At 73.5% G+C, this 24177-nt stretch carries 25 protein-coding genes and 1 tRNA gene; 16 read left to right on the top strand and 10 right to left on the bottom strand.

Going from position 1 to position 24177, the window contains the following annotated elements; genetic code table 11:
* Positions 1 to 81: 81 nt before the first annotated feature.
* Positions 82 to 459 (top strand): CidA/LrgA family protein, encoded by a 378-nt coding sequence (locus D3218_RS04720; protein ID WP_119538745.1) that lies wholly within the window; start codon positions 82 to 84, stop codon positions 457 to 459.
* Positions 456 to 1181 (top strand): LrgB family protein, encoded by a 726-nt coding sequence (locus tag D3218_RS04715; RefSeq protein WP_119538744.1) that lies wholly within the window; start codon positions 456 to 458, stop codon positions 1179 to 1181. Before D3218_RS04720 ends, D3218_RS04715 begins: the two co-directional genes overlap by 4 nt.
* Before the next feature lie 7 nt (positions 1182 to 1188).
* On the opposite strand, the gene D3218_RS04710 is transcribed toward D3218_RS04715, so the two are convergent.
* On the bottom strand, positions 1189 to 1443 hold the full coding sequence (locus D3218_RS04710; RefSeq protein WP_119538743.1) for a hypothetical protein: 255 nt from the start codon (positions 1441 to 1443) through the stop codon (positions 1189 to 1191).
* A gap of 148 nt (positions 1444 to 1591) precedes the next feature.
* Between D3218_RS04710 and D3218_RS04705 the strand changes: the two genes are divergently transcribed.
* Positions 1592 to 2356, top strand: a complete 765-nt coding sequence (locus tag D3218_RS04705; RefSeq protein WP_342635110.1) for a Crp/Fnr family transcriptional regulator — start codon at positions 1592 to 1594, stop codon at positions 2354 to 2356.
* 57 nt (positions 2357 to 2413) lie between these two features.
* Here D3218_RS04705 and D3218_RS04700 read toward each other — a convergent pair whose 3' ends face one another.
* The gene (locus D3218_RS04700; protein WP_119538742.1) at positions 2414 to 4768 is read right to left on the bottom strand and encodes a DUF3772 domain-containing protein; all 2355 of its coding nucleotides are present in this window, start codon (positions 4766 to 4768) and stop codon (positions 2414 to 2416) included.
* A 195-nt stretch (positions 4769 to 4963) separates the two neighbouring features.
* Here D3218_RS04700 and D3218_RS04695 point away from each other — a divergent pair, with 195 nt between their 5' ends.
* On the top strand, positions 4964 to 5197 hold the full coding sequence (locus tag D3218_RS04695; protein ID WP_119538741.1) for a hypothetical protein: 234 nt from the start codon (positions 4964 to 4966) through the stop codon (positions 5195 to 5197).
* A 20-nt stretch (positions 5198 to 5217) separates the two neighbouring features.
* Here D3218_RS04695 and nikR read toward each other — a convergent pair whose 3' ends face one another.
* Positions 5218 to 5655, bottom strand: coding sequence for a nickel-responsive transcriptional regulator NikR (nikR, locus tag D3218_RS04690; protein WP_119538740.1), 438 nt, complete (start codon positions 5653 to 5655; stop codon positions 5218 to 5220).
* A gap of 187 nt (positions 5656 to 5842) precedes the next feature.
* On the opposite strand from nikR, the gene D3218_RS04685 reads away from it, so the two are divergent.
* Genes D3218_RS04685 through D3218_RS04670 form a run of 5 tightly spaced genes read left to right on the top strand, consistent with a single transcriptional unit; the run spans position 5843 to position 10613 of the window.
* Positions 5843 to 7408 (top strand): ABC transporter substrate-binding protein, encoded by a 1566-nt coding sequence (locus tag D3218_RS04685; protein ID WP_119538739.1) that lies wholly within the window; start codon positions 5843 to 5845, stop codon positions 7406 to 7408.
* On the top strand, positions 7399 to 8394 hold the full coding sequence (locus tag D3218_RS19930; RefSeq protein ID WP_245414918.1) for an ABC transporter permease: 996 nt from the start codon (positions 7399 to 7401) through the stop codon (positions 8392 to 8394). The genes D3218_RS04685 and D3218_RS19930 overlap by 10 nt, the downstream gene beginning before the upstream one ends.
* On the top strand, positions 8391 to 9248 hold the full coding sequence (locus D3218_RS04680) for an ABC transporter permease (RefSeq protein ID WP_210209634.1): 858 nt from the start codon (positions 8391 to 8393) through the stop codon (positions 9246 to 9248). The genes D3218_RS19930 and D3218_RS04680 overlap by 4 nt, the downstream gene beginning before the upstream one ends.
* A complete protein-coding gene (locus D3218_RS04675) occupies positions 9245 to 10024 on the top strand; it encodes an ATP-binding cassette domain-containing protein (RefSeq protein WP_168990412.1) in 780 nt (259 codons plus the stop codon). The genes D3218_RS04680 and D3218_RS04675 overlap by 4 nt, the downstream gene beginning before the upstream one ends.
* The gene (locus D3218_RS04670; RefSeq protein WP_119538737.1) at positions 10017 to 10613 is read left to right on the top strand and encodes an ABC transporter ATP-binding protein; all 597 of its coding nucleotides are present in this window, start codon (positions 10017 to 10019) and stop codon (positions 10611 to 10613) included. The genes D3218_RS04675 and D3218_RS04670 overlap by 8 nt, the downstream gene beginning before the upstream one ends.
* Before the next feature lie 6 nt (positions 10614 to 10619).
* Here D3218_RS04670 and D3218_RS19925 read toward each other — a convergent pair whose 3' ends face one another.
* Positions 10620 to 12257: a peptidoglycan L,D-endopeptidase MepK gene (locus D3218_RS19925; protein ID WP_210209633.1), complete on the bottom strand. Its 1638-nt coding sequence runs from the start codon at positions 12255 to 12257 to the stop codon at positions 10620 to 10622.
* 111 nt (positions 12258 to 12368) lie between these two features.
* On the bottom strand, positions 12369 to 12815 hold the full coding sequence (gene aroQ, locus D3218_RS04660) for a type II 3-dehydroquinate dehydratase (protein ID WP_119538735.1): 447 nt from the start codon (positions 12813 to 12815) through the stop codon (positions 12369 to 12371).
* Between the two features lie 202 nt (positions 12816 to 13017).
* Between aroQ and cysP the strand changes: the two genes are divergently transcribed.
* The 4 genes from cysP to D3218_RS04640 all read left to right on the top strand — a co-directional run bounded on the left by cysP (position 13018) and on the right by D3218_RS04640 (position 16908).
* The gene (gene cysP, locus D3218_RS04655; RefSeq protein WP_119538734.1) at positions 13018 to 14061 is read left to right on the top strand and encodes a thiosulfate ABC transporter substrate-binding protein CysP; all 1044 of its coding nucleotides are present in this window, start codon (positions 13018 to 13020) and stop codon (positions 14059 to 14061) included.
* Positions 14062 to 14157: 96 nt separating this feature from the next.
* Positions 14158 to 14979 (top strand): sulfate ABC transporter permease subunit CysT, encoded by an 822-nt coding sequence (gene cysT, locus D3218_RS04650; RefSeq protein ID WP_119538733.1) that lies wholly within the window; start codon positions 14158 to 14160, stop codon positions 14977 to 14979.
* A gap of 1 nt (position 14980) precedes the next feature.
* Positions 14981 to 15889 (top strand): sulfate ABC transporter permease subunit CysW, encoded by a 909-nt coding sequence (gene cysW / locus D3218_RS04645; protein WP_119538732.1) that lies wholly within the window; start codon positions 14981 to 14983, stop codon positions 15887 to 15889.
* Positions 15886 to 16908 carry a sulfate/molybdate ABC transporter ATP-binding protein gene (locus tag D3218_RS04640; RefSeq protein ID WP_119538731.1) on the top strand — a complete coding sequence of 341 codons (1023 nt, stop codon included), beginning with the start codon at positions 15886 to 15888 and terminating at the stop codon, positions 16906 to 16908. The genes cysW and D3218_RS04640 overlap by 4 nt, the downstream gene beginning before the upstream one ends.
* A 69-nt stretch (positions 16909 to 16977) precedes the next feature.
* Here D3218_RS04640 and D3218_RS04635 read toward each other — a convergent pair whose 3' ends face one another.
* From D3218_RS04635 to D3218_RS04615, 5 genes are all read right to left on the bottom strand, one after another.
* On the bottom strand, positions 16978 to 17559 hold the full coding sequence (locus tag D3218_RS04635) for a GAF domain-containing protein (RefSeq protein ID WP_119538730.1): 582 nt from the start codon (positions 17557 to 17559) through the stop codon (positions 16978 to 16980).
* A 104-nt stretch (positions 17560 to 17663) separates the two neighbouring features.
* Complete coding sequence (locus tag D3218_RS04630; RefSeq protein ID WP_136625055.1) at positions 17664 to 18140, bottom strand: hypothetical protein; 477 nt, start codon at positions 18138 to 18140, stop codon at positions 17664 to 17666.
* A gap of 143 nt (positions 18141 to 18283) precedes the next feature.
* The gene (locus D3218_RS04625) at positions 18284 to 18574 is read right to left on the bottom strand and encodes a hypothetical protein (RefSeq protein ID WP_119538728.1); all 291 of its coding nucleotides are present in this window, start codon (positions 18572 to 18574) and stop codon (positions 18284 to 18286) included.
* A gap of 158 nt (positions 18575 to 18732) precedes the next feature.
* Positions 18733 to 18808: transfer RNA gene (locus tag D3218_RS04620), tRNA-Ala, on the bottom strand.
* A gap of 156 nt (positions 18809 to 18964) precedes the next feature.
* Entirely contained in the window at positions 18965 to 19387 is a 423-nt protein-coding gene (locus D3218_RS04615; RefSeq protein WP_119538727.1) for a TIGR02300 family protein, read from the bottom strand.
* Between the two features lie 261 nt (positions 19388 to 19648).
* On the opposite strand from D3218_RS04615, the gene aroA reads away from it, so the two are divergent.
* The 3 genes from aroA (at position 19649) to rpsA (ending at position 24046) form a co-directional block, all read left to right on the top strand.
* Positions 19649 to 21004: a 3-phosphoshikimate 1-carboxyvinyltransferase gene (aroA, locus tag D3218_RS04610; RefSeq protein ID WP_119538726.1), complete on the top strand. Its 1356-nt coding sequence runs from the start codon at positions 19649 to 19651 to the stop codon at positions 21002 to 21004.
* A gap of 440 nt (positions 21005 to 21444) precedes the next feature.
* A complete protein-coding gene (gene cmk, locus D3218_RS04605; RefSeq protein WP_119538921.1) occupies positions 21445 to 22089 on the top strand; it encodes a (d)CMP kinase in 645 nt (214 codons plus the stop codon).
* Positions 22090 to 22345: 256 nt separating this feature from the next.
* On the top strand, positions 22346 to 24046 hold the full coding sequence (rpsA, locus tag D3218_RS04600) for a 30S ribosomal protein S1 (RefSeq protein ID WP_119538725.1): 1701 nt from the start codon (positions 22346 to 22348) through the stop codon (positions 24044 to 24046).
* Positions 24047 to 24177: the final 131 nt, after the last annotated feature.

The following is a 24177-nucleotide window of genomic DNA, read 5'->3' as shown; positions in this document are numbered from 1 at the left end:
CGGGTCCCGCGCGGGTTTTCCCAAAGGGCGCGCGAGCGGCTAAGCGGGGAAATCGTGTCGTCCTGCCTCGCGAGGTGCCCCTTGCTGTTCGGTCTCTTCGTACTTCTCGCCTGCCAGCTCGCCGGCGAGACGCTGGTGCGGCTCCTCGGCCTGCCCGTGCCGGGCCCGGTGCTCGGCATCCTCCTGCTTCTTGCCGTGCTCGCGCTGGCCGAGCGTCGGCGGCCGGCGTCGGCCTCGGAGCCCGGCGCGCCGGTGGGCCGGGCCGCCGACGGGCTGCTCGCCCATCTCGGCCTCCTGTTCGTGCCGGCCGGCGTCGGCGTCGCGCGCTCGCCCGAGCTGCTCCTGGCGAACGGGCCCGGCGTCCTGGCGGCCCTGGTCCTGTCCACGGTGCTCACGCTCCTGGTCACTGTCGGCGTGTTCCGGCTGGCGCGGCGCCGCTCCGGGGGCGGCGCGGCATGACCGACGGCGCCTCCTTGTTCGAGCTCTGGGTCTACCTGTCGGCAAGCCCGCTTCTGTGGCTCACCCTGACGGTCGGCGTGTTCCTGCTGGCCCGGCGCGTCGCGCGCGCCAGCGGCGACCATCCGCTGGTGAACCCGATCCTCCTGTCGATCGCCGCCCTCGTCGCCCTGCTCTGGGCGACCGGCACGCCCTACGCCACTTATTTCGCGGGCGCGCAGTTCGTCCACTTCATGCTCGGGCCCGCGACCGTGGCGCTCGCCGTTCCCCTGTGGCGCAACCGCGCGCTGGTCGGCTCCGCGCTGGGGCCGGTGCTCCTGGCGCTGCCGGCCGGGGCGCTCGTCGCGCTGGTGTCGGCCATGGGGCTCGGTGCCCTGTTCGGCGTGCCCGAGCCGCTGCTCCTGGCCATGGCACCCAAGTCCGTCACCGCCGGCATCGCCATGGGCATCGCCGGCAAGATCGGCGGCGACCCGGCGCTCACCGCCGTGTTCGTGATCGCCACCGGCATCATCGGCGCGATCCTGGTGACGCCGCTGATGAACGCGCTGCGCATCCGCGACTACGCCGCGCGCGGCTTCGCGGCGGGTCTCGCCTCGCACGGCATCGGCACGGCGCGCGCCTTCCAGGTGGACGGCGTCGCCGGTACCTTCGCCGGGCTCGCCATGGCGCTGAACGGCCTGGTGACGGCGCTTCTGGTTCCCGCCGCGCTCGCCCTGTTCCGGTGAGGCACGCTCAGCCGCGCCGCTCCAGGCTGAACTCCACCGGGCGGCCCGGCTCGAGCGGCAGGCGCCCGGCATAGAGGCGGGTCGGCGCGTCGGCGCGCTCGGCGACGGGCGCGTCGGGCCGGCCGATCCGCTCGCGGATCAGCCCCTCCGCCTCCGCCCAGCTCGCGGCCAGCACCGCAAAGAGCCGCGTGCCGTGGCGCGGCTCTCGCTCGCGCGCCTCCGGCTCGGCCGCCCCCACGAACAGGAATGTCGGGTCGCTCATCTCGCCTCCGTTTCGGGTGGAAGGATGGGGCATCCTTCGCCGGCTGACAGCCTGATGCTGGTGCCGCCGGGCGAACTTAACCTAGTTAATGGACGAATCCCCCCCGATCCATTCGGAAGACCCGACCCCGGAGGAACGGTTCTTGGTCGTGCATCTCATCCGCAAACTACAGAACTACGCGCCCCTGTCCGAGGAGGAGCGGTCGGCGCTGCAGGACCTGTCCAACCGACGGCAGCGCGTGCTCAACAGCCGCGACGACGTGATCGCGCAAGGGGAACGGCCCGGCTTCGTCAACCTCGTGCTCGAGGGCTTCGCCTGCCGCTACAAGATCCTCCCGGACGGCCGGCGGCAGATCCTGTCCTTCTTCATTCCGGGAGACCTGTGCGACCTGCACAACGAGGTGCTCGGCGTCATGGACCACTCGATCGGCGCGATCTCGCCGCTGCGCATCGCCCAGATCGGCTCCGACGAGATCGAGGCGGTGATGACGCGCTTCCCGCGCCTCAGCCGCGCCTTCTGGTGGAACGAGCTGGTGGGCGAGGCGATCACCCGCGAATGGCTCGCCAATCTCGGCCAGCGGACCGGGGCCGAGCGGGTGGCCCACCTCCTCTGCGAGACCTTCGTGCGCATGCGCGCGATCGGCCTGGTCGACGCCGCCGGCGCCTGTCCCTTTCCCATCACCCAGGCCGACCTGTCGGACGCGCTCGGCATCTCCATCGTCCACACCAACCGCATGCTGCAGGACCTGCGCGCCGAGGGGCTGATCGTCCTCAAGGGCCGCGCGCTGCAGGTCGACGACCTGGGCGCGCTGATGCGGCTCGCCAATTTCGAGCCGAGCTACCTCCACCTGCGCCGCCACGACGGGGAGGAGGCGGGCGACCCGGCGGAGATGCACCGGGAGACCACCGCCTGAACGGAGCGGCCACCCTTTTCGGGCGAGGCGGTGCGAGCCACCGACCGGGGCCCGGCCTCAGCCGGGGGGCGCCGTCAGGTGGACGCCCTCCGCGCGCAGCCGTTCCAGGAGGGTGAACAGGACGGCGCTGCGCGTGCCGTAGACCTGGCGCGGGCCGCCCACGAAGGCGAACGACTTGAAGGTCACCTTGCCCTCGTCGATCCCGTCGATGAAGACGCTGGGCGCCGGCTCGGTCCGCACCGCCTCCTGCGCGGCGAAGGTCTCGAGGATCGCCTGCCGCACGGCCGCGACGTCGACGCCGATCGGCGCCGAGAACACGATCTGGATCCGGCCCAGCGGGTCGGCCAGCGTCATGTTGCGGATCGGCTTGGTGACGAGCTCGGAATTGGGCACGATCAGGGTCGAGCGGTCGGCGATCTGGATCTCCGTGGAGCGCACGCTGATGCGCCGCACGTCGCCCTCCTCGGTGCCGATGCGCACCGTGTCGCCGATCTTCACCGGGCGCTCGGCCAGGAGGATCAGCCCCGACACGAAGTTCTGGGTGATCGCCTGGAGGCCGAAGCCGATGCCCACCGACAGGGCCGAGACCACCAGGGCGATGCGCTCGACGCCGATGCCGAGCGTGCTGATCGCCCAGAAGCCGGCCAGGAGGATGCCGGCATAGCTCACGATGGTGGACACCGAGTTGCGCGCGCCCGGATCGAGGTCGGTCGCCGGCAGATAGCGATCCTCCAGCCAGCGGCGCACCACGCGCATCAGCGCGATGCCGATGGCCAGAACCACCGCGGCCTTCAGGATCGCGCCCGGCACGATGGTGAAGCCGCCGATCTGGATCTCGGCCGAGGAGCCGATCTGGTAGAACAGCGAACTCGCCCCGGGCCCGAGCGGGCCCGACAGGAGCAGCGCCGCCCAGACCAGGATGGCGATGCGCAGCAGCGCCGACAGGAGAACGCCGAGCTGGCCGACCTGCGCGCGCCGCAGGCCGAGCCCGACATGCAGCGAGCGTCCGAGCCGGCTGTCGCCCGACAGGAACGTGGTGCACAGGTCGTCCACCACCACCAGGAGGAGGAAGGCGCTGGCCGAGACCACCGCCGTCCAGATCACCTGCCGCGTCAGGAACAGCGCGAGGTTGACGTAGCCCTGGAGCGCGGCGATCAGCGCCGCCGCGACGCAGGCCCAGGCCAGGAGCGTGGCGATCGTCGCCAGCGTGGTGCGTGCGCTGGGCTGGCGGTTCGCGGCGTCCGGATGGGTCCGCCGGATCCGCCCGAGCGTCAGCAGCACGGCGACGATCAAGCCGCCGTAGACCGCGGCGACGAGATAGTTGATCACGATCGCGGCCGGCTGGCTGACCCCGACCGCCCGGCCGCCCTCCACCAGGAGCACGCCGAGGAAGGTCAGGATCGCGGCCAGCGGGGGAAAGGGCCGCAGCCGATGCGCCGCCGTGTCGTCCAGCGGCAGGAGGCGCCAGGACGGCTGGCCCACGAGCAGCAGCCCGGCGCCGAGCGACAGGACGAAGGCGCCGAGCGCGGCGATCTGCGCCAGGCTTTCGGCCAGCGGCCGCACGGTGCGCGTCAGCACACCGGACCAGTTCAGGCCGAAGAAGAACACCGTCACCCCGAGCGCGGCGGTGAGGGTCCCAACCAGCACGAACCAGAGCGCCAGCGCCGAGCGGCGGGCGCGCGTGCTGGGCACCTGCGCGGTGGCGACGCGCCGGCCCGCCTCGCGCAGGTGCCGGCGCAGCGGCAGCGCGAGGGCGAGGGCGAGCGCCAGCGAGCCGGCCAGCGCCGCAAGGCGCGGGGCGGGCCCGGCCTGCGGGAGCTGGTCGCGCCAGTCGCGCGCGAAGTCGCCGAGCCGCGCCAGGTCGTCGGGCAGGCGGGCGCCGACCTGGCTCCACAGCATCGGCGACAGGGGCGAGGCCACCTCCTTGAACGTGTCCCGGCTGAAGGCTTCGTTGATCTCGCGGATCATCCGGTCGATCGTCTCCTTGGCGTCGGCCGCCACCAGCCGTCCGCGCTTGATCGCCGAATCGATGTCGCCCCGCAGGTCGGCGAGCCCCTCGCGCTGCGCCTTGACGTCGGGCGCCTCCGTGTCGCTCGCCTCGCCGAGCTCGGCGAGGCGGGCATCGATGGCCGCGAGCTGCGGCTCCAGGAGCGCCACCGCCTCGTTGGCCGCCGAGCCGACCGCCATGGCGCGGTCGCGCAGCTCCGCCTTCTGCTCGACGCCGGTGGCGCCGTCCGTGTCGTCGCCGGCGGCCTGTCGGATGGCGGCGAGTTCGCTCGCCTGCGCGTCCACGGCGGCGATTGCGGGGGCGGCCGCGCCCCGGTCCTGCGCCACGGCGGCGGGCGCCAGCGCGCCGGCGCAGACCACCAGAAGAGCGAGGCAGAGGAGCCGCGCGCGGATCGATCGTGTCATGGTCGTCTCGTCGCCGGCGCCCGCGCGCCGTTCTCCCCGTGGATGGCACGCGGGAGGCCGGGAACGGCCCGGTCGGCGACCGCGCGCGCGAAGGGCGGGTTCTGAGCCGATCCGATGGGCCGAAATGTGGCTGTCTCGACGGTTTCCGCGCGTCGGACGACTCGACAACGCACCGGCCGACGCCACTTCCCCGACATGAACTGCGACGACGACATCCTCTGGCTGCGGGACGAGCTGACCCGGCGCTTCGACCTCGTGCTCCGGCCCTCGGCCGGCGAGATCGGGCTGTTCCGCGCCGAGGCCGCGCGCCTGGCGGCGGTGGGCGGCGACCGCGAGGCGGCCGAGAGCGCGGCCGCGCGTCGGGTGTTCCTGATGCCGGTCGCGACGCCGGCGGAGGGCTCCGCGTCCGAGCTTCGCAGCGCGGCCTGACGGGCCGCGCCGCCGCCCGGTCAGCCGCGATCGTGCGGCGTGGGTCCGGCCGAGGGCGGGCCGCCGTCCGGGATCAGCACCAGCTCGCCGTGCCGCACCGAGCGTTCGGCGATCACGTGGTTGGCGAAATGGCGCACCTCGCCGACATTGCCCTTGAGCACCGACACTTCCATGCAGGTGCCCCGGTCGAGATGGACGTGGAGGCTGGAGACCGACAGGTCGTGGTGATCGTGATGGGCGTGGGTCAGCCGGCGCGACAGGTCGCGCGCGGCGTGGTCGTAGACGTAGACCAGCGCGGCCACGCACGTTCCCTCGCCCGTCTCGGCATGGGCGCGCGACAGCCCCGCGCGGGCGAGGTCGCGGATCGCCTCCGACCGGTTGGCATAGCCCCGCTCGGCCATGATCGCGTCGATCTCGCCCATCAGGTCGTCGTCCAGCGTCACCGTCACGCGCTGCATGGGAAACTCCTCCCGGTCCGTCCGCTCCGCCCCTTCTAGCCGAGCGCCGGCCCGGGCGCGACGCCCTTCGCGGCCGCCGGCGCGGGCGCCGCGGACTTCGCGTCGAGTATGACGAATCCGAATAGACCTCATACTTCTCCTCCCGTAAGGTCGCGCCGATTCGAGTGGGCGAGCGGCGGGGTGCGGCATGATCGGTCAAGTTCTGCGAGCGGCTGCGGTCCTCCTGTGCCTCGCGGCGTCCGCACCGGCGGCGCCGCGCGACGCGCTGGTGCTCGCCATCGGCGGCGAGCCGGACACCGGCTTCGACCCGCTGATGGGCTGGGGCGCCTACGGCCATCCGCTGTTCCAGTCGACACTGCTGACGCGCGGCCCCGACCTCGAGACGCGCGGCGACCTCGCCACGCGCTGGAGCCTGTCGGAGGACCGGCTGCGCTGGACCGTCGCGATCCGCCCCGACGCGGTGTTCTCCGACGGCACGAGGCTCACCGCGCGCGACGTCGCGTTCACCTTCGAACAGGGCCGCCGCACGGCCGGGGCGCTCGACCTCTCGATGCTGGAAGGCGCCCGCGCCCTGGACGACACCACGGTGGAGATCTGGCTGCGCAAGCCCTGGATCACCTTCACCGAGACGTTCTTCACGCTCGGCATCGTGCCGGCTGCCTCCTACGGACCGGACTACGCGCGCCATCCCGTCGGCTCCGGGCCCTATCGCCTCCTGTCCTGGCGCCAGGGCGAGCAGCTCATCGTGGAGCGCAATCCCGGCTACTACGGGCCGGCGCCCGCCTTCGGGCGCGTCACCTTCCTGTTCACCGGCGACGACGCGGGGCTGGCGGCCGCCCGCGCCGGCGCGGTGGACATGGTATCGGTGCCCGCCCCGCTCGCCGACGCGCTGCCCGAGGGCTTCCGCGCCCTGTCGGTGAAGACGGTCGACAACCGCGGCATCAGCCTCCCCTTCCGGCCCGAAGGGGAGGGCGCGGCGCCGGACGGCGGGCCGGTCGGCAACGCCGTCACCTCCGACCCGGCGATCCGGCACGCGATCAATCTCGGGCTCGACCGCCAGGCCGTGGTGGACGTCGCCCTCGGCGGCCACGGCACGCCGGCCTTCGGCCCGGTGGACGGACTTCCCTGGGCCGGCGCGGACGACCGGGTCGCGTTCGACCTCGGGGCCGCCCGCCGCCTCCTGGACACGGCCGGATGGGTCGCGGGGGCGGACGGGGTGCGAGCGCGAGACGGGGTGCGCGCCGCCTTCCCGATCAACTATCCGGCCGCCGACGCCACGCGCCAGGCGCTGGCCGAGACCGCCGCCGAGCTCCTGCGCCCGCTGGGCATCGAGGCGGTGCCCAAGGGTTCGTCCTGGGACGCGATCCGCCGCGTGATGCACGCCGAGCCGGTGATCTTCGGCTTCGGAAGCCACTCGCCCTACCAGCTCTACAGCCTGTACCAGTCGACGCTGGGCGGGGTGGAGTACCAGAACCCCACCTTCTACGCGAACCCTGCGGTGGACGCCCTGTTCGCGCGGGCGCAGGCGGCGCCGAGCCTGGAGGCCTCCTATCCGCTCTGGTCCGCCGCCGCCTTCGACGGGACGACGGGCTACGGCCTGCGCGGGGACGCGTCCTGGGCCTGGCTGGTCAATCTCGACCACGTCTACTTCGTGAACCGCTGCCTCGACGTCGGCCGCCCGCAGATCGAGCCGCACGGCCACGGCTGGCCGATCACCGCCTCGATCGCAGACTGGAGATGGACGTGCGACTGAGCCGGCGGGCCGCGCGACCGGCGCTCAGGCTCCTGCGCCTCGCGGCGCTCCTGGCGCTGGTGGCCTTCGCCGCCTTCGCGCTCCTGCGCCTGTCGCCGGTGGACCCTGTGGCGGCCTATCTCGGCCCCGGCATCGCCCGGCTCGGGCCCGAGCAGCGCGCGGCGATCGAGGCGGCGTGGGGGCTCGACCGGCCGGCCGGCGTCCAGTTCCTGCGCTGGCTCGGCCGGATCCTGTCCGGGGACCTCGGCTGGAGCACCAGCCAGAACGCACCCGTGGCGGCGGTGATCGCCGAGCGGGGCGCGGCGACGCTGCGTCTCGCGCTGCCCGCGCTGGTGCTGTCCGGGCTTCTCGGCTTCGCGCTCGGCCTGGCCGCCGGCGCGCGCGAAGGCTCGCGGCTCGACCGCGCGGTGCGGCTCTACGCCTATGTCCTGGCCGCCACGCCGACGTTCTGGCTGGCGATCGTCTTCCTCACGGTGTTCTCCGTCCAGCTCGGCTGGGCCCCGCTCTGCTGCTCCGGCCCGATCGGCGTGACGCCCGACGCGGTGACCTGGAGCCAGCGTCTCGCCCACCTTGCCCTGCCGCTCGCCGTGCTCACCCTGTTCGGGGTGGCGCAGGTGTCGCTCCACACCCGCGCCAAGGTGGCCGAGACGATGCGCTCGGACCATGCGCTGTTCGCCTTCGCGCAAGGGGCGACGCGCCGCGACGTGGCGCTGCGCCATGCCGCGCGCGCCGCGCTCGCACCCGCGCTCACCATCGTCTGCGCCTCGCTCGGCGAGATCCTGGGCGGCACGGTGCTGGCCGAGCAGGTGTTCGCCTATCCGGGCCTCGGCCGGGCCGGCGTCGCGGCCGGCGTCCAGGGCGACGTGCCGCTGCTTCTGGCGCTGACGCTGCTGGCGGCCGCCCTGGTCGCCATTGGAAACCTCGCGGCCGACCTCCTGTATCCGCGCGTCGACCCGCGCCTGCGGTCCGAAGGCGCGCGCCTGTGAGCGCCGTGCCGGCCGGGGCCGCGCTCGCCCCCCCGCCGCGCCGCCGCGTCCGGGCGGCCCTGCGGCCGGCGATCCTCTCCCTGGCGCTCGTGCCAGTCCTGGCGGCCGTGCTTGCCCCCCTCGTGCTCGGCGAGGCGGGCCTGCGTCCCGACCTGTCCGCCCGCCTCCTGCCGCCGACCCTCGCCCATCCGTTCGGCACCGACGCGCTGGGGCGCGACATGCTCGCCCGCACGCTCCAGGGCCTGTCGGTGAGCCTGCGGATCGGGCTCCTGGCCGCCACCGTGTCGGCCGCCATCGCGCTGCTCCTGGCGCTGGCCGCCACCCTGTCGCGGATGGCCGACGCGGCGGTCTCGCTCCTCACCGACGCCGCGCTCAGCCTGCCGCATCTGGTGGCGCTGATCCTCGTCGCCTTCGCGCTGGGCGGCGGGGCCGAGGCGGTGGCGGCCGCGGTGGCGCTGACGCATTGGCCGCGCCTCGCGCGCATCCTGCGGGCCGAGCTCCTCGCGGTGCTGCGCAGCGACTACGTCGCCGCCTCGCGCGGCTTCGGACGCTCCCGCCTGTTCGTCGCCCGCGCCCATGTCCTGCCCCACCTCCTGCCGCAGCTCGGCGTCGGGCTGGTGCTCCTGTTCCCGCACGCGATCCTCCACGAGGCGGCGCTGACCTTTCTCGGCTTCGGCCTGGAGCCCTCGCGCCCGGCGATCGGCGTGCTCCTGGCCGACGCGATGCGCACCTTGAGCGCGGGGCGCTGGTGGCTCGCCTTGTTTCCGGGCCTCGCCCTCCTGGCGCTCGCCCTGGGCTTCGAGACGCTCGGCTCGGCCGCGCGCCGCCGGCTCGATCCGCGAGGCGCCGGGTGAGCGCGCTCCTGTCGATCCGCGACCTCACGCTGGGCTTCGCACCGCGCGGGGGGGCGGCGCCGGCCGGCGCGGTGCTGCGCGAGCTGCGGCTCGACCTCGCGCGCGGCGAGGTGCTGGCGCTGGTGGGCACGTCCGGCGCGGGCAAGAGCCTCCTGGCCCATGCCGTCCTCGGCCTCCTGCCGCCCAATGCCGAACTGTCCGGCGAGGTCTGGTTCGCGGGCTGGCGGCTTGACGCCGACACCCTTCCGGCCCTCCGGGGCCGGCGCATCGCGCTGGTGCCGCAGTCGGTCACCCATCTCGATCCGCTGATGCCCGTCGGCCGCCAGGTGGCGCTCGCCGCACGCCGCGCCGGCGTGCCGGATCCGGGCGCGGCGGGCTTTCGCCGGCTCGGGCTCGACCCGGCGCTGCGCGCGGCCCATCCGCACGCCCTGTCGGGTGGCATGGCGCGCCGCGTCCTCCTCCTGGCCGCGCTGGTCGGCGAGCCCGACCTCGTGATCGCCGACGAGCCGACCGACCATCTCGATCCGGCGGGCGCGGCCGCGGTGCTGGAGGCGCTGGCCGCGGTCGCGCGGCGCGGCGGCGCGGTGCTCCTGGTGACGCACGACCTCGTGTCCGCGCTGCCCTTCGCCACCCGCGTCGCGCTCCTTCGCGACGGGCGGCTGGCGGGGACCGAGCCCGCCTCGGCCTTCGCGGGTGACGGCGAGGGGATCGCCTCCGCCTATGGCCGCACGCTGTGGCGGGCGCTGCCGCAGAACGGCTTCGGCGCCAATGCTTGAGGCGCTCGCCCTCGGCCACGCCTATGCGCCCGGCGTGCCGGCGCTGCGCGAGGTGTCGATCCGCGTCGCCCCCGGCGAGGTGGTCGGGCTGTCGGGGCCCTCGGGCATCGGCAAGACGACGCTCGGGCGTCTCCTGGCCGGGCGGCTGCGCCCGCAGGCCGGATCGGTGCGCCTCGACGGGCAGCCCCTGCCGGAGCGCGGGTTTCGCCCCGTCCAGTATCTCGCCCAGCACCCCGTCCTGGACATGAACCCGCGATGGCGCGTCGCGCGCGTGCTGGCCGAGGCCGGGCGGCCCGACCCGGCGCTGGCCGCGCGCCTCGGCATCGATCCGGCCTGGGAGGGGCGCTATCCGCACGAGCTGTCGGGCGGGCAGTTGCAGCGCGTCTCGCTGGTGCGGGCGCTCGGGCCCCGGACGCGCTTCCTGGTGGCCGACGAGATCTCCGCGCCGCTCGACGCGATCGCACAGGCCGATCTCTGGCGCCTGCTTCTGGCCCTGTGCGCCGAACGCGGCCTCGGCATCCTGGCGATCAGCCACGACGCGGCGCTCCTGGCGCGCATCGCCTCGCGCCGCGTCACGCTCGGCGGCTGAGCCGCCTCAGTCGATGTGCCGGACGGGCAGGAAGTTCACCGCCCGGCCGCTGAAGCGCGCCGTGCGCCCCGGCTTGCCGCCGGTCGGCGCGAAGCCGAGCGCCAGCACGTCGTGCGGCCGGTCCGCCACCAGCCGTTCAGCGCGGGGCAGGGCGGGCGCCGTTTCCAGCGCGCGTCGCTCCGGGTCCACCAGCAGGGCGGCGATCGCCGTCTGCGAACCGGAGGGGCGGGCGGCGGCGGTGGATGCGGGCTTCGGCGGGCGCGCCGTCCCCGCGACGCGGCCGCCGCGCCCGGTGGGCGTGGCCGAAACGGCGGGGCGAGCGGTCACCGCGGCGGCGGCGGAGCGCCGGTCCAGCGAGGCCTCCAGGAGCGCCGGGCGCGCGTGCGGCGCCGGGGCATGGATCGCGGAGGCCCGTTCGGGCGCGAAGGCGGCGGCGAGCATCGGGGCGGCGGCCGCCGCGTCGTCGGGCGCCTCGCCGACGGCCGCCGCGATCTCCCGCGCGATGCCGGATGCGGCGCCCGCGGCCACGGGCCGCTCGTGCGGCATGGGCACGCCGTGCGGCAGGCCCGCCTCCGCCTCGGGCTCCTCGGCCAGCGCGGCCACCAGCACGGCGTCGATCGGATTGCGCTCCTCGGGAGCGGGGCCGCGCGCAGGCGCGTGGGTCGGCAGCGGCACCCGGTCGGGCGCGGCGAGGGCGGCCACCGCCACCTCCGCGCTCTTCGGGCTCGTGGCGTCGAAGGCGCCGGCATCGGCCATGGCGACGCCGGGCGGCAGTTCGGGCGGCCTGGGCCTCGCCTCGGCGGGCCTCGGGGCGGCGGGCGGCGCGGCGGGCGGCGCGGCCTTGGCGGCGGGCGCCGGCGCGGCCTCCATCTCCTCGCGGTCCTCCGCCTCGTCGCGGCCGCCGCCGAACAGCGCGGCCAGGAACGAGCGGCGCGGCGCCACCGAGCCGGCGTCGGCCACCATCAGCTCGGACGCGCCCTTGCGCTTCTTGTAGGAGGCCACGGCCTCGGCGTAGCCCGGCAGGGGCTTGCCGTCGGCCGGCAGGTGGATCGTCTTGCCGTCGGGAAAGATCCGGGCGAGCTCCTGCCGGCTCATGCGCGGCCAGTAGCGGCCCGAGCCGACGTCGAAATGCACGAAGGGCGCGCCCGAGCGGGGATAGAAGCCGACGCCGCCGATCTGCATCTTGAGGCCGATCTCGCGCAGCTTGGCGAGCGGCACGTCGGGGATGAAGAAGTCCACCGCCTTGCCCAGCATGTGCTGCGAGTGTTCGGCGACGCCCGTATGGGACGAGCGCGAGCGCAGCATCTTGTTGGTCTCGGGGGCGCGGTAGCCGCCGATCACGTGGATCGGCATGTGCGAGCCGCTCTTCTGGTAGGCCTCCCAAAGGAGGTCCAGGAGGCGCGGGTCCATCTTGGTCGGCTCGTTGCGGCGCCAGTCGCGCAGCGCCCAGTTCGCCTTCTTCAGCCCGTCCGGCAGGTACTTGCCGTCGCGCTTGAAGGTGATCTCCGAGGCCTCGTGCAGGTTGATGTGGTAGAGACGGAGGGTGCGCGTCTCGGGCCCGGCCGTGGCCGTGGTTCCGAGCGCGAGGCCCGCCAGCCCGGCCGCCAGCGCAGCCGCGAGGCCCAGGCGCCCGCGACGCCGCAACCATCCCCCTCCGGCCATTCCGTCACGCCCCGCTCTCGTTTCCGTGAGGCCATCATGCCACATCGATTGCGTCGGCACGAGGGCATGCGTTGCGCGAGGCTGGATCGCGTCTCAACCGGGGCGCGATTGGACGAGGCTCGCCACGCGGCGAAGGGCCAGGCGGTAGCCCTCCGTTCCACATCCGGCGATCACCCCGTCGGCCCGGAGGGACACGTAGGAGTGGTGCCGGAAAGCCTCGCGCTGGTGCACGTTGGAGATGTGCACCTCGATCACCGGCCCGTCGAAGGCCTTGAGCGCGTCCAGGATGGCGACCGAGGTGTGCGTGTAGGCGGCGGGATTGATGACGATCGCGGCCGCGCTCTCGCGCGCCTCGTGGATGCGGTCCACGATCGCGCCCTCGTGGTTGGACTGGTGGAAGGCGATCTCCAGTCCGAGCTCGCCCGCCAGCGCCCGGCAGTCCCGCTCCACGTCGGCCAGCGTCTCGTGGCCGTAGATCTCGGGCTGGCGCCGGCCCAGGAGATTGAGGTTGGGTCCGTTCAGGACGAAGACGAGCGGCATGGCGGGGTTCCGGCGCGAATCGTGAGCCTCCGAGGCTTAGCAGAGGGCGCCCCGCAAGCCCATCGGGGCGAATTTTCGCCCCCGTGCCCGATCCGGGGGTGAATCGTTCCCCGAACCCGGCCGCCGGCGCAGCGCCCGTCGCTCGTGCGGGCGGCGGGCCGCCGCTAGAGTCCCGCTCCGTCGCTGCAACGAGGACTGCCGCATGGCCCGATCGCTCTCCCTCCGAACGCTGGGCCTTGCCGCCGCGCTCGCCGCCGCCGCCCTGGCGCCTCCCCTGGCCGCCGGCCTGTCCACATCGGCGCGGGCGCAGGAGCCGAACCGCATCCTGAACGCCTCCTACGACATCTCGCGCGAGCTGTTCGAGACCGTGAACGCCGGGTTCCGCGAGGCCTACCGGGCCGCCAACGGCACCGAGGTGACGGTGGACCAGAGCCACGGCGGCTCGTCCAAGCAGGCGCGCGCCATCCTGGAGGGCCTGGAGGCCGACGTGGTCACCTTCAACCAGGTGACGGACGTCGACGCGCTGGTGCGGGGCGGCTTCGTGGCGGCCGACTGGCAGACCCGCTTTCCGCATCAGGCCTCGCCCTACTACTCGCTGCCGGCCTTCCTGGTGCGCGCCGGCAACCCGAAGAACATCCGCAACTGGGACGACCTGGTGCGCGACGACGTGAAGGTCGTGTTCCCCAACCCCAAGACCTCCGGCAACGCCCGCTACACCTATCTCGCCGCCACCGCCTTCGCGCGCGAGGCGTTCGGGGGCGACGAGGAGAAGGTCGAGGCCTTCCTGGTCAAGCTGTTCGACAACGTGCCGGTGTTCGACACGGGCGGGCGCGCCGCCACCACGACCTTCGTGGAGCGCGAGATCGGCGACGTCCTGATCACCTTCGAGGCCGAGACGCGCGGCATCGCCCGCGAGTTCGGCGCCGAGCGCTTCGAGACCGTGGTGCCGCCGGTCAGCCTGCTCGCCGAGTTTCCCGTGGCCGTGGTGGACCGGGTGGCCGAGCGGCGCGGCACGCAAGCGCTCGCCAAGGCCTATCTCGACTATCTCTACACGCCGGGCGGCCAGCGCCTGATCGCCCGCAACGGCAACCGCGTGCGCGACGAGGCGGTGGCCCGCGAGTTCGCGGCCGAGTTTCCCGAGACGCGCCTCCTGACGGTGGAGGACGTGTTCGGCGGCTGGCAGAAGGTCCAGGAGGAGCAGTTCGCCAGCGGCGGCGCGCTCGACAGGATCTACGGCGACCGCTAAGGCCAACCCGCCGTCCGGCGGCCCCCGCGCGGCCGCGCCCGTCCAAGGGGGTGGCCGCGAGGCCGCCCCGACCCGCATCCACGGAGTGCCCGACGCTTGTCCCGCCGCGTTCTGCCCGGCCTTCCCCTGACGCTGGGCTTCACGCTCCTGTTCGTCTCGGTGATCGTTTGCCTGCCGCTGGCCGCCCTGATCCTGAAGGCGGCCAGCCTCGGCCCGGCCGAGTACTGGCGCATCGTCTCCTCGCCGCGCGCCGTGGCGAGCTATCGCGTCACCATCGGCTGCGCGGCGGTGGCGACACTGTTCAACGCCGTGTTCGGCCTGGCGCTCGCCTTCGTGCTCACCCGCTACCGCTTTCCCGGGCGGCGCCTGCTCGACGCGGTGGTGGACCTGCCCTTCGCGCTGCCGACCGCGGTGGCGGGCATCGCCCTCACCACGCTGTTCGCCGCCAACGGCTGGTTCGGCGGCCTCCTGGCGCAGGCCGGCGTCACCGTGGTCTACACGCCGCTCGGCATCGTGGTGGCCATGGCCTTCACCAGCATCCCCTTCGTGGTGCGCACCGTGCAGCCGGTCCTGGAGGATCTCGACCCGGCCCTGGAGGAGGCGGCGCTGTCGCTCGGCCAGTCGGAGGGGCGCATCTTCGCGCGCGTCATCCTGCCGCTGCTCGCGCCCGCGCTGATGGCCGGCGTGTCGCTCTCCTTCGCCCGCTCGCTCGGCGAGTTCGGCGCCATCATCTTCATCGCCGGCAACCAGCCGCGCTCCACCGAGATCACCGCGCTTCTCGCCTTCATCCGCCTGGAGGAATACGACTACCCCGCCGCCGCCGCGCTCGCCTCGGTGATGCTGCTGGCGGCCTTCGCGATGCTGAGCGTGATCGGCGTGCTCCAGGGCCGCGCCCTGCGCTACACGGGGCGCGCCTGAGATGGCCGGCGCGAACCGCCGCGCCCGCGCGCGCATCGGCGACGCGCCGCTGGTGCGGCGCCTCCTGATCGGCGCCACGGTGCTGGTCGCCGCGGTGCTGCTGGCGGCCCCGCTCGCGGTGATCTTCGTGCAGGCCTTCTCCGCCGGCCGGGCGGCCTTCGGCGCGGCGATCCTCCATCCCGACACGCTTCACGCGATCGGGCTCACCGTTCTCGCCGCGCTGATCGCGGTGCCGGTCAACACGGCGTTCGGCGTGGCCGCCGCCTGGGCGGTGACCAAGTTCGACTTCCCGCTGAAGCGCCTCCTGGTGGTGCTGATCGAGATCCCGTTCTCCGTATCGCCGGTCGTGGCGGGCGTCGCCTATCTCTTCGTCTACGGGCTGCAGGGCCTCTTCGGGGCGGCGCTCCAGGACGCGGGCGTGCAGATTCTGTTCGCGCTGCCCGGCATCGTGCTCGCCTCCGTGTTCGTCACCGCGCCCTTCGTGGCGCGCGAGCTGATCCCGCTGATGCAGGCGCAGGGGCGCGACCTCGAGGAGGCGGCGACCACGCTGGGGGCCGGCGGATGGCGCACCTTCCGCCGGGTGACCCTGCCCAACATCCGCTGGGCGCTGCTCTACGGCGTGGTGCTGTGCAACGCCCGGGTGATGGGCGAGTTCGGCGCGGTGTCGGTGGTGTCGGGCAACATCCGCGGCCAGACCAACACGCTGCCGCTCCACATCGAGCTCCTGTACCACGACTACCAGACGGCCGGCGCCTTCGCCGCCGCCAGCGTGCTCACCGTGCTGGCGCTGGTCACCCTGGCCGCCAAGGTCTGGCTGGAGGGGCGCGGCGCCGGCCGCCGCCGCCGGCCCGCCGCCCCGGCCATGCCCGCCGATCCCGCCACGCTGCCGCCCGGAGGCCTTGCCCGATGAAGATCAGCCTCCAGGGCGTCTCGCGCCTGTTCGACGGCACCGTGCCGGCCGTGGACGACGTGTCGCTGGAGATCGGCTCGGGTCGCCTCGTCGCGCTGCTCGGGCCCTCGGGCTCGGGCAAGACCACGATCCTGCGCATGGTGGCCGGCCTCGACTTTCCCGACCGGGGCACGATCCGCTTCGGCGACGAGGACGCCACCGCGATTCCGGTCGCCCGGCGCGGCGTCGGCTTCGTGTTCCAGCACTACGCCCTGTTTCCGCACATGACGCTGGCCGAGAACGTCGCCTTCGGCATGGAGGCGCTGAAGCCCAAACGCTCGCGGGCCGCGATCGCGGCGCGCGTCGAGGAGCTGCTCGGCCTCGTGCGCCTGCCGGGCCTTGGCGCGCGCTTCCCGGCGCAGATCTCGGGCGGCCAGCGCCAGCGCGTGGCGCTCGCCCGCGCGCTGGCGGTGGAGCCGCGCGTCCTGCTCCTGGACGAGCCCTTCGGCGCGCTGGACGCGGCGGTGCGCCGCGACCTGCGCCGCTGGCTGCGAGAGATCCACGACGAACTCGGCATCACGACGCTGTTCGTGACCCACGACCAGGAGGAGGCGCTGGACCTCGCCGACGAGGTGGTGATCCTCAAGGACGGGCGCATCGTCCAGGCCGGCACGCCCGCCGACGTCACGCGCCGGCCCGGCTCGCCCTTCGTGCTGGAGTTCCTGGGCGACGCCAACCGGTTCGAGGTCTCGGTGGACGGCGGCGGGGCGCGCTTCGGCTCGGCCTGGCTCGCCGCCGGCGGGGTGCCGGACGGGCGCGCCGTCCTCTACGCGCGCCCGCGCGACCTCGCCTGGTCGCCCGACGGGCCGGGCCTGCCGGCGCGCATCCAGCGCATTCTCGACCGGCCGGATTCGCGCCGCCTCGTCGCGCTTACGCCCGAGGGCGCGTCGGTGGAGCTCGACGCCCCGCCGGAAGCCTCGCTGCGGCCGGGCGAGAACGGCGTCCTCGCCGCCCTGCGCTGGCAGATCTTCCCGGCCTGACGCCCCGCCGTCGGGGGCGGGTTCGCGAGGCGCGCGTCGATACGCCGGACCGGGGCGCCTGGCTCGCCGCTAGTCCGTTCCGGGCGGGCCGCCGGACGCCTCTCCGGATCCGCCGGATGGCGCCGCCCGGCGGCGTTCGATCTGGCGCATCACCTCGCCCGCCAGCGCGCGCAGGCTCTCGGCCTGCTCGGGCGACAGCCCGTCCGGGCGCGGCACGTCGTCCACCACGCAGAGCGTGCCGAGGACGTGCCCGTTGGGCGCCACCAGCGGCGCGCCGGCATAGAAGCGCAGGTGCGATCCGCCGGTCACCAGCGGGTTGGCCGCCGTGCGGGGATCGCGGCTGAGATCGGGGATCACCAGGAGGTCGCGGCCGCCGAGCGCATGGGCGCAGACCGACTGGTCGAGCACGGTCTCGGTCCGGTCCAGCCCATGCCGCGCCTTGAACCACTGCCTTGCCCGGTCCACCAGGGTGACCAGCGCCACCGGCGCCGCGCAGGCGCGCGAGGCCTGGCGCACGAGCTCGTCGAACGCGGCCTCCGGCTCGGTGTCGAGGATCCGGTAGCCGTTCAGCGTCCCGAGGCGCTCCGCGTCGGCGGCGAGCGCGACGGGGGTGCCGGCGGCATCGGTTTCGGTCGGTCTCGTCGGCGACATGCGCGGGTCCTCGGCCGGCGATCGGGCCGGCGCCGCCCATCGTGGCGAGGCCGGCCGGCGGCGTCCAGGGGGCGGGGCCGGTCGCGCGCGCCGGCCGCGCGGTCTCAGTCCGCCGGCTGCGGCGGGATGTAGGGGCGGGGTCCGCTGCGGGGCGCTGCCACGGCGCGGCCGCCGAAGGCGCGGCCGGCGTCGATCTCGGGCTGGGCCCCGGGGGCCGGACGCACCAGCGGCGCGGCGCGGCGCACGGGGGGCGTCTCGGCGACGCGCGGGGGCGGCCGGTCGTAGGACGGACGGCCCGGCCGGCTGGAGGAGGGCCGGTCGTAGCGGGGACCGTCGTAACGGGGTCCGTCGCGCCGAGGCGGCCGGTCGTAGCGGCCGAAGCGACGGTCGTCGCGCCAGTAGGGGTCGCGGTCGTAGCGGTAGACCGGGCGGGGGCGGTAGCGGTCCTCGTAGACGATCGCCGGCCGGGCGTCGTAGACGCGCGGACCCCCGTAGAGCGGATAGTCGTCGTAGACCGGATAGTCCGACACGCAGCCCGACAAGCCCAAGAGGGCCGTCCCAAGCAACAGAAGACGTTTCATGCAGAGCCTCCCACACGCCCCGGGGAAGATAGGGGCGCCGGGCGCGGCGTCGATCCGGCGGCGGCGAAATGAATCGCCCGGCAGGGCAGGGAATCGCCCGGCGGGGCAGGGGGCGCCGCGCGGCGGCGGCGCCATCGCCGGTGTCAGATCCGGCTCTCGTCGAGCTGGGCCCGCAGGGTCATGGCGAAGGCGTTCAGCGCGGCGCGCACGTCCGCGAGGTGCCGGTCGTGCCCCTCGAAGTCCTCGTCCTCGCCGGCCGCGAGCGACGCGCCGAGGCCGAGCACCTCCTCCGCCGCCTCCTGGGGGAAGGTGCCGCGCTGCAGGGCGCGCTCGGCGTAGAGGGCACGCAGGAGCAGGTCCTGCGCCTGGAGCTGGGCCTGCAGTTTCATCACCGCGCCGGCCATCACGCGGATCGTGTCATCGGAGTTGGGCATGCGGACAGTCCTGGAGAACGCGCCGGATCGCACCGGCTTCGCGCCCATCCATAAAGCTCCCGAGGCGCACCGCAAGAGGCGCCGGGCGCACGTGCCGTCGCGGCCCGATGCAGGGGGGGACGTTGAAGTGGACGGGATAGAGACGTCTGTGGTGGAGATGGTGGAGCCAAGCGGGATCGAACCGCTGACCTCTACAATGCCATTGTAGCGCTCTCCCAGCTGAGCTATGGCCCCATCGCCGCCGAGGCGGACATTCCGTCGGGACCCTTGGGCAGGCCCCGCGACCGGTGTGGCGGCTAGGTATGACAATGCCGCCGGGAGATCAAGCGAAAAAAGAAGGGGCGGGAGGATTTCCCTCGCCGCCCCGATCCGTCCCGCGTTTCGGCCTGGTCAGGCGTCGTCCTCGTCGTCGCGGCCGCCGCCGATGATGTCGGTCATGTCGTCGTCCTCGTCCTCGTCGTCGGCGAGGAACGTGTCGTCGTCGTCGCTGTCGTCGTCGTCGATGACGTCGTCGTCCTCGTTGCCGTCCACGTTCGGCATGTCGTTGGACGAGCTGCCTTCCTCGTCCTCGGCCACGTCGTTGATCGAGACCGTCTCCTCGTCGGTGTCGGCGACCTCGGTGGTCTCGACCTCCTCCTGCTCCTCCTGTTCCTCGCGGCGCGTGGCGCGCGCGGGCGCCTTGACGGTCTCGAAGAAGGACAGGGGATAGCTCTTGCCGGTGAAGGGCGAGACGATCGGGTCCTTGCCCAGATCGTAGAACTTGCGGCCCGTTTCGGGGTCGATGCGTTTGGTGCCGAGTTCGGGTTTTGCCATGGGAAGCCTCGCGGAAGGGGGGAGGGGCGGGCCGCGGATGCGGCCCCTCGAGGATCAGGGGGAGAAACCGGCGAAGGGCCGATCGTTCCCGCGGAAAAATCGGTGGGTCCTTACGGCCTGGGCCCCGGCTTGTCAAAGCGGCGCGGCGGTGCCGCCGGCCCGGCCCGCGTGACGCCCCGCGCCGCTCGTGATAGGGCCTTGCGCCGAGCCGGGCCCGCCCGGCCGCCCCGTCCGTCCCGTCGCCCGCCTTCCGAGGATCCCATGACCGCCCACGCCTCCCATCCCCGCCCCCTGACCAGCCGGCGCGCGGGCGCCCTCGGGGGCCGCGTCCGGGTGCCGGGCGACAAGTCGATCTCGCACCGCGCCTTCCTGTTCGGCGGCCTGGCGGCGGGCCGCACCCGCGTCACCGGCCTGCTGGAAGGCGAGGACGTCCTGGCCACGGGCCGCGCCATGCGGCAGATGGGCGCGCGGATCGAGCGCGACGGCGAGGCCTGGATCATCGACGGCACCGGCAACGGCGCGCTCCTGGAGCCGGACGGCGTCCTCGACTTCGGCAACGCGGGCACCGGCTCGCGCCTCACCATGGGCCTTGCGGGCCCTTACGACTTCACCACGACCTTCGTCGGCGACGCCTCGCTGTCGCGCCGGCCGATGGGCCGCGTCCTCGATCCCTTGCGCGAGATGGGCGTCCAGGTGCTGGCGCGCTCGCGCGACCGCCTGCCCCTGTCGCTCCGGGGGCCGCGCGTCGCCGCGCCCATCGAGTACCGCGTGCCGATGGCCTCGGCGCAGGTGAAGTCGGCCGTGCTGCTCGCCGGGCTCAACACGCCGGGCGTCACCACCGTGATCGAGCCGGTGATGACGCGCGACCACACGGAGAAGATGCTGGAGGGCTTCGGCGCCACCGTCTCGGTGGAGACCGACGCGGCGGGCGTGCGCACCATCCGCCTCCATGGCCAGGGTGAGCTTCGCGGCGTGCCGGACTTCGTGGTGCCGGGCGATCCGTCCTCGGCGGCGTTCCTGGTGGTCGCCGCGCTCCTGGTGCCGGGCTCCGACGTCGTGATCGAGAACGCGCTGATGAACCCGACCCGCACCGGCCTCGTGGAGACGCTGCGCGAGATGGGCGCCGACATCGAGATCCTCGATCCGCGCCTGTCCGGCGGCGAGGACGTCGCCGACCTCCACGTGCGCCATTCGAGCCTGCGCGGCGTTCGGGTGCCGGCCGCGCGCGCGCCCTCGATGATCGACGAGTATCCGGTGCTGGCCGTCGCCGCCGCCTTCGCCGAAGGCGAGACGCGGATGGAGGGGCTGGACGAGCTGCGCGTGAAGGAATCGGACCGCCTCGCGGCCGTGGCGGCGGGGCTCGCGGCCAACGGCGTGACGCACGAGGAAGGGCCGGACTGGCTCACCGTCACCGGGCGGCCGGACGGCCGGGGCCTCGGCGGCGGCACGGTGGAGACCCATCTCGATCACCGGATCGCCATGAGCTTCCTCGTTATGGGCCTTGCCTCCGAGAAGCCGGTGACGGTGGACGACGCGACCATGATCGCGACGAGCTTCCCCGAGTTCGAAGGGCTTGTGACGGGCCTCGGCGGCGTGCTGGAGCCGGCCGCGCGGTGAGCGGCTGGCTGGCCGGCCTCCTCGCGCTGGCCTTCTTCTCGCCGCTCGCCTTCATCTACGCCCGCGCCTTCGCCGGGCGGGTGCAGGCGGCCGCCGCCGCGCGCGGTCGGTCGGCGGTGGCGGTGGCGGCGCCCAAGCTGATCTGGCCCCTGGTGCTCGGCTGCGCGCTGGCGCTGCGCCTCGGGGGCGGCGATCTCGCCGAATGGCAGGAGGCCGCGGCGAGCCGCACTCTGGCCGCGGCGCTCTCCGCGCTCTGGCTGCTCGGCTCGCTCGCCGCGATCCTGTTCTTCGTCACGATCCCGTTCGTGTTGGGTCGCTTCCTCGGCGCGCTTCTCGCCGCGATGGGGAAATTCTCGGGCGAGCGCGACGATCCGTTGAGCTTCGGGTCGCGAGGCTTCAAAAGGGAAGGCTCCGAAACGGCTGGGCAAGAGAGCGCGCGCATGGGGTTCACGGTGGCGATCGACGGGCCCGCGGCGGCCGGCAAGGGCACGATCGCCCAGCGCCTCGCCGCCCATTACGGCTTCGCCTATCTCGACACGGGCCTCCTCTACCGGGCGATCGGGCGCCTGGCGGCGGAGCGCGGCCTCGACCTAGACGACGGCGAGGCGATGGGCGCCGTGGCGCGGGCGCTCGACCCGGCCGTGCTCGACGACGGGTCGCTGCGCGGCCGCGAGGCGGGCGAACTCGCCTCGCGCGTCGCCGTCCACGCGCCGGTGCGCGCGGCGCTGACCGAGTTCCAGCGCGGCTTCGCCCGCCGGCCGGGCGGCGCGGTGCTCGACGGGCGCGACATCGGCACGGTGATCTGCCCGGAGGCCGAGGTGAAGATCTTCGTCAGCGCGAGCCCGGAGGTGCGCGCGCGCCGCCGCACGGACGAGCTCCTCGCCAAGGGCCGGGCGGTGGACTACGGAACGATCCTCCAGGAGGTGCGCGCGCGCGACGAGCGCGATTCGGGGCGCGCGGCCGCCCCGCTCAAGGCCGCGCCCGACGCCGCCTTGCTGGACACGAGCGAACTCGATATAGAGGAAGCGTTCCGGGCGGCTTGTCGTATCGTCGACGCGTCGCCACATCCACGGAGCGGAGCGTAGCACAGCCGTCCATCGACGGGCCCCGGGCCCGCCGCCGGGCGGCGCGCATGCGTTTCAATTAAGAATTCACCGCCGGCCGCCGGTTCCTCGCGCCGAAACGGGTCCGCCGCCACCTGAGACGGGCGGTCCCGTGCCCCAGCCCTCCCGCAGCGCGCGGGGCGGGCCGAAGGCGGAACCGGCCGGACGGCCCCGAAGCGACGAACCCCGGCGCGATGCCCCGAACCGCTCGAGAGCGGCGGGGTCCCAAGGAGAACGAATGTCCAACGCAGCAGTCTCGCGCGACGATTTCGCCGCGCTTCTCGAAGCGTCCTTCCACGAGAACGACGTCGCCGAAGGCGCCGTGGTCAAGGGAACGGTCGTCGCGATCGAGAAGGACATGGCCGTCATCGACGCCGGCCTGAAGGTCGAGGGCCGCGTCGCCCTCAAGGAATTCGGCACGAAGGGCGGCGAGAGCACCCTGAAGGTCGGCGATGTCGTCGACATCTACGTCGAGCGCATCGAGAACGCGCTGGGCGAGGCCGTCCTGTCGCGCGACAAGGCGCGCCGCGAGGAGAGCTGGGTCAAGCTCGAGGTCAAGTTCAACGCCGGCGAGAAGGTCGAAGGCCAGATCTTCAACCAGGTCAAGGGCGGCTTCACGGTCGACCTCGACGGCGCCGTGGCCTTCCTGCCGCGCAGCCAAGTCGACATCCGTCCGATCCGCGACGTCGGCCCGCTGATGAACACGCCGCAGCCGTTCCAGATCCTCAAGATGGACAAGCGCCGCGGCAACATCGTGGTGTCGCGCCGCACGGTCCTCGAGGAGAGCCGCGCCGAGCAGCGTTCCGAGATCGTCCAGAACCTCGAGGAAGGCCAGATCGTCGACGGCGTGGTCAAGAACATCACCGACTACGGTGCGTTCGTCGACCTCGGCGGCATCGACGGCCTGCTCCACGTGACCGACATGGCCTGGCGCCGCGTCAACCACCCGACCGAGATCCTCCAGATCGGCCAGTCGGTGAAGGTGCAGATCATCCGCATCAACCAGGAAACGCACCGCATCTCGCTCGGCATGAAGCAGCTCGAGGCGGATCCCTGGGAAGGCATCGGCGTCAAGTACCCGATGGGCGTGAAGGTCTCGGGTCGCGTGACCAACATCACCGACTACGGCGCCTTCGTCGAGCTGGAGCCGGGCATCGAAGGCCTGATCCACGTCTCGGAGATGAGCTGGACCAAGAAGAACGTCCATCCGGGCAAGATCCTCTCGACCTCGCAGGAAGTCGAAGTGGTGGTGCTCGAGGTCGATCCGGTCAAGCGCCGCATCTCGCTGGGTCTCAAGCAGACGCTCCAGAACCCCTGGGAAGCGTTCCGCGACCAGTTCCCGGTGGGCACGATCGTCGAGGGCGAGGTCAAGAACAAGACCGAGTTCGGCCTGTTCGTGGGCCTCGAGGGCGACGTGGACGGCATGGTTCACCTGTCCGACCTCGACTGGTCGCGTCCGGGCGAGCAGGTCATCGACGAGTTCAACAAGGGTGACACCGTGCGCGCCCAGGTTCTCGACGTCGACGTCGAGAAGGAGCGCATCTCGCTCGGCATCAAGCAGGTCGGCGGCGACGCCTTCGCCACGGCCGCCGAGTCCGGCGAGCTGCGCCGCGGCGCCATCGTCACCTGCGAGGTCACGTCGGTGAACGAGGGCGGCATCGAGGTCCAGATCGTGGACACCGACCTGACCGCCTTCATCCGCCGCAACGACCTCGGCCGCGACCGCGACGACCAGCGCCCCGAGAAGTTCTCGGTCGGCCAGAAGGTCGACGCGCGCGTCACGCAGTTCGACAAGAAGGCCCGCCGCGTCGGCGTGTCGATCAAGGCGCTGCAGATCGCCGAGGAGAAGGAGGCGGTGGCCCAGTACGGCTCGACCGACTCCGGCGCCTCGCTCGGCGACATCCTCGCCGCCGCGATGAACAAGCGCGACACCGAGTAGACCATCCGATCCGGGCGGCTTCGGCCGCCCGTTTCACGTGAGACGCGAAGGGCTCGCGCCGAGCGATCGGCGCGGGCCCTTCGCGCATGCGGGCCCGAGCCCGCCACGAGCGCTCCCCGCGCCCCACCATT

This window comes from Aureimonas flava, from assembly GCF_003583935.1.
Classification (GTDB): domain Bacteria; phylum Pseudomonadota; class Alphaproteobacteria; order Rhizobiales; family Rhizobiaceae; genus Aureimonas; species Aureimonas flava.
This window is presented reverse-complemented; position numbering and strand designations above follow the sequence as displayed.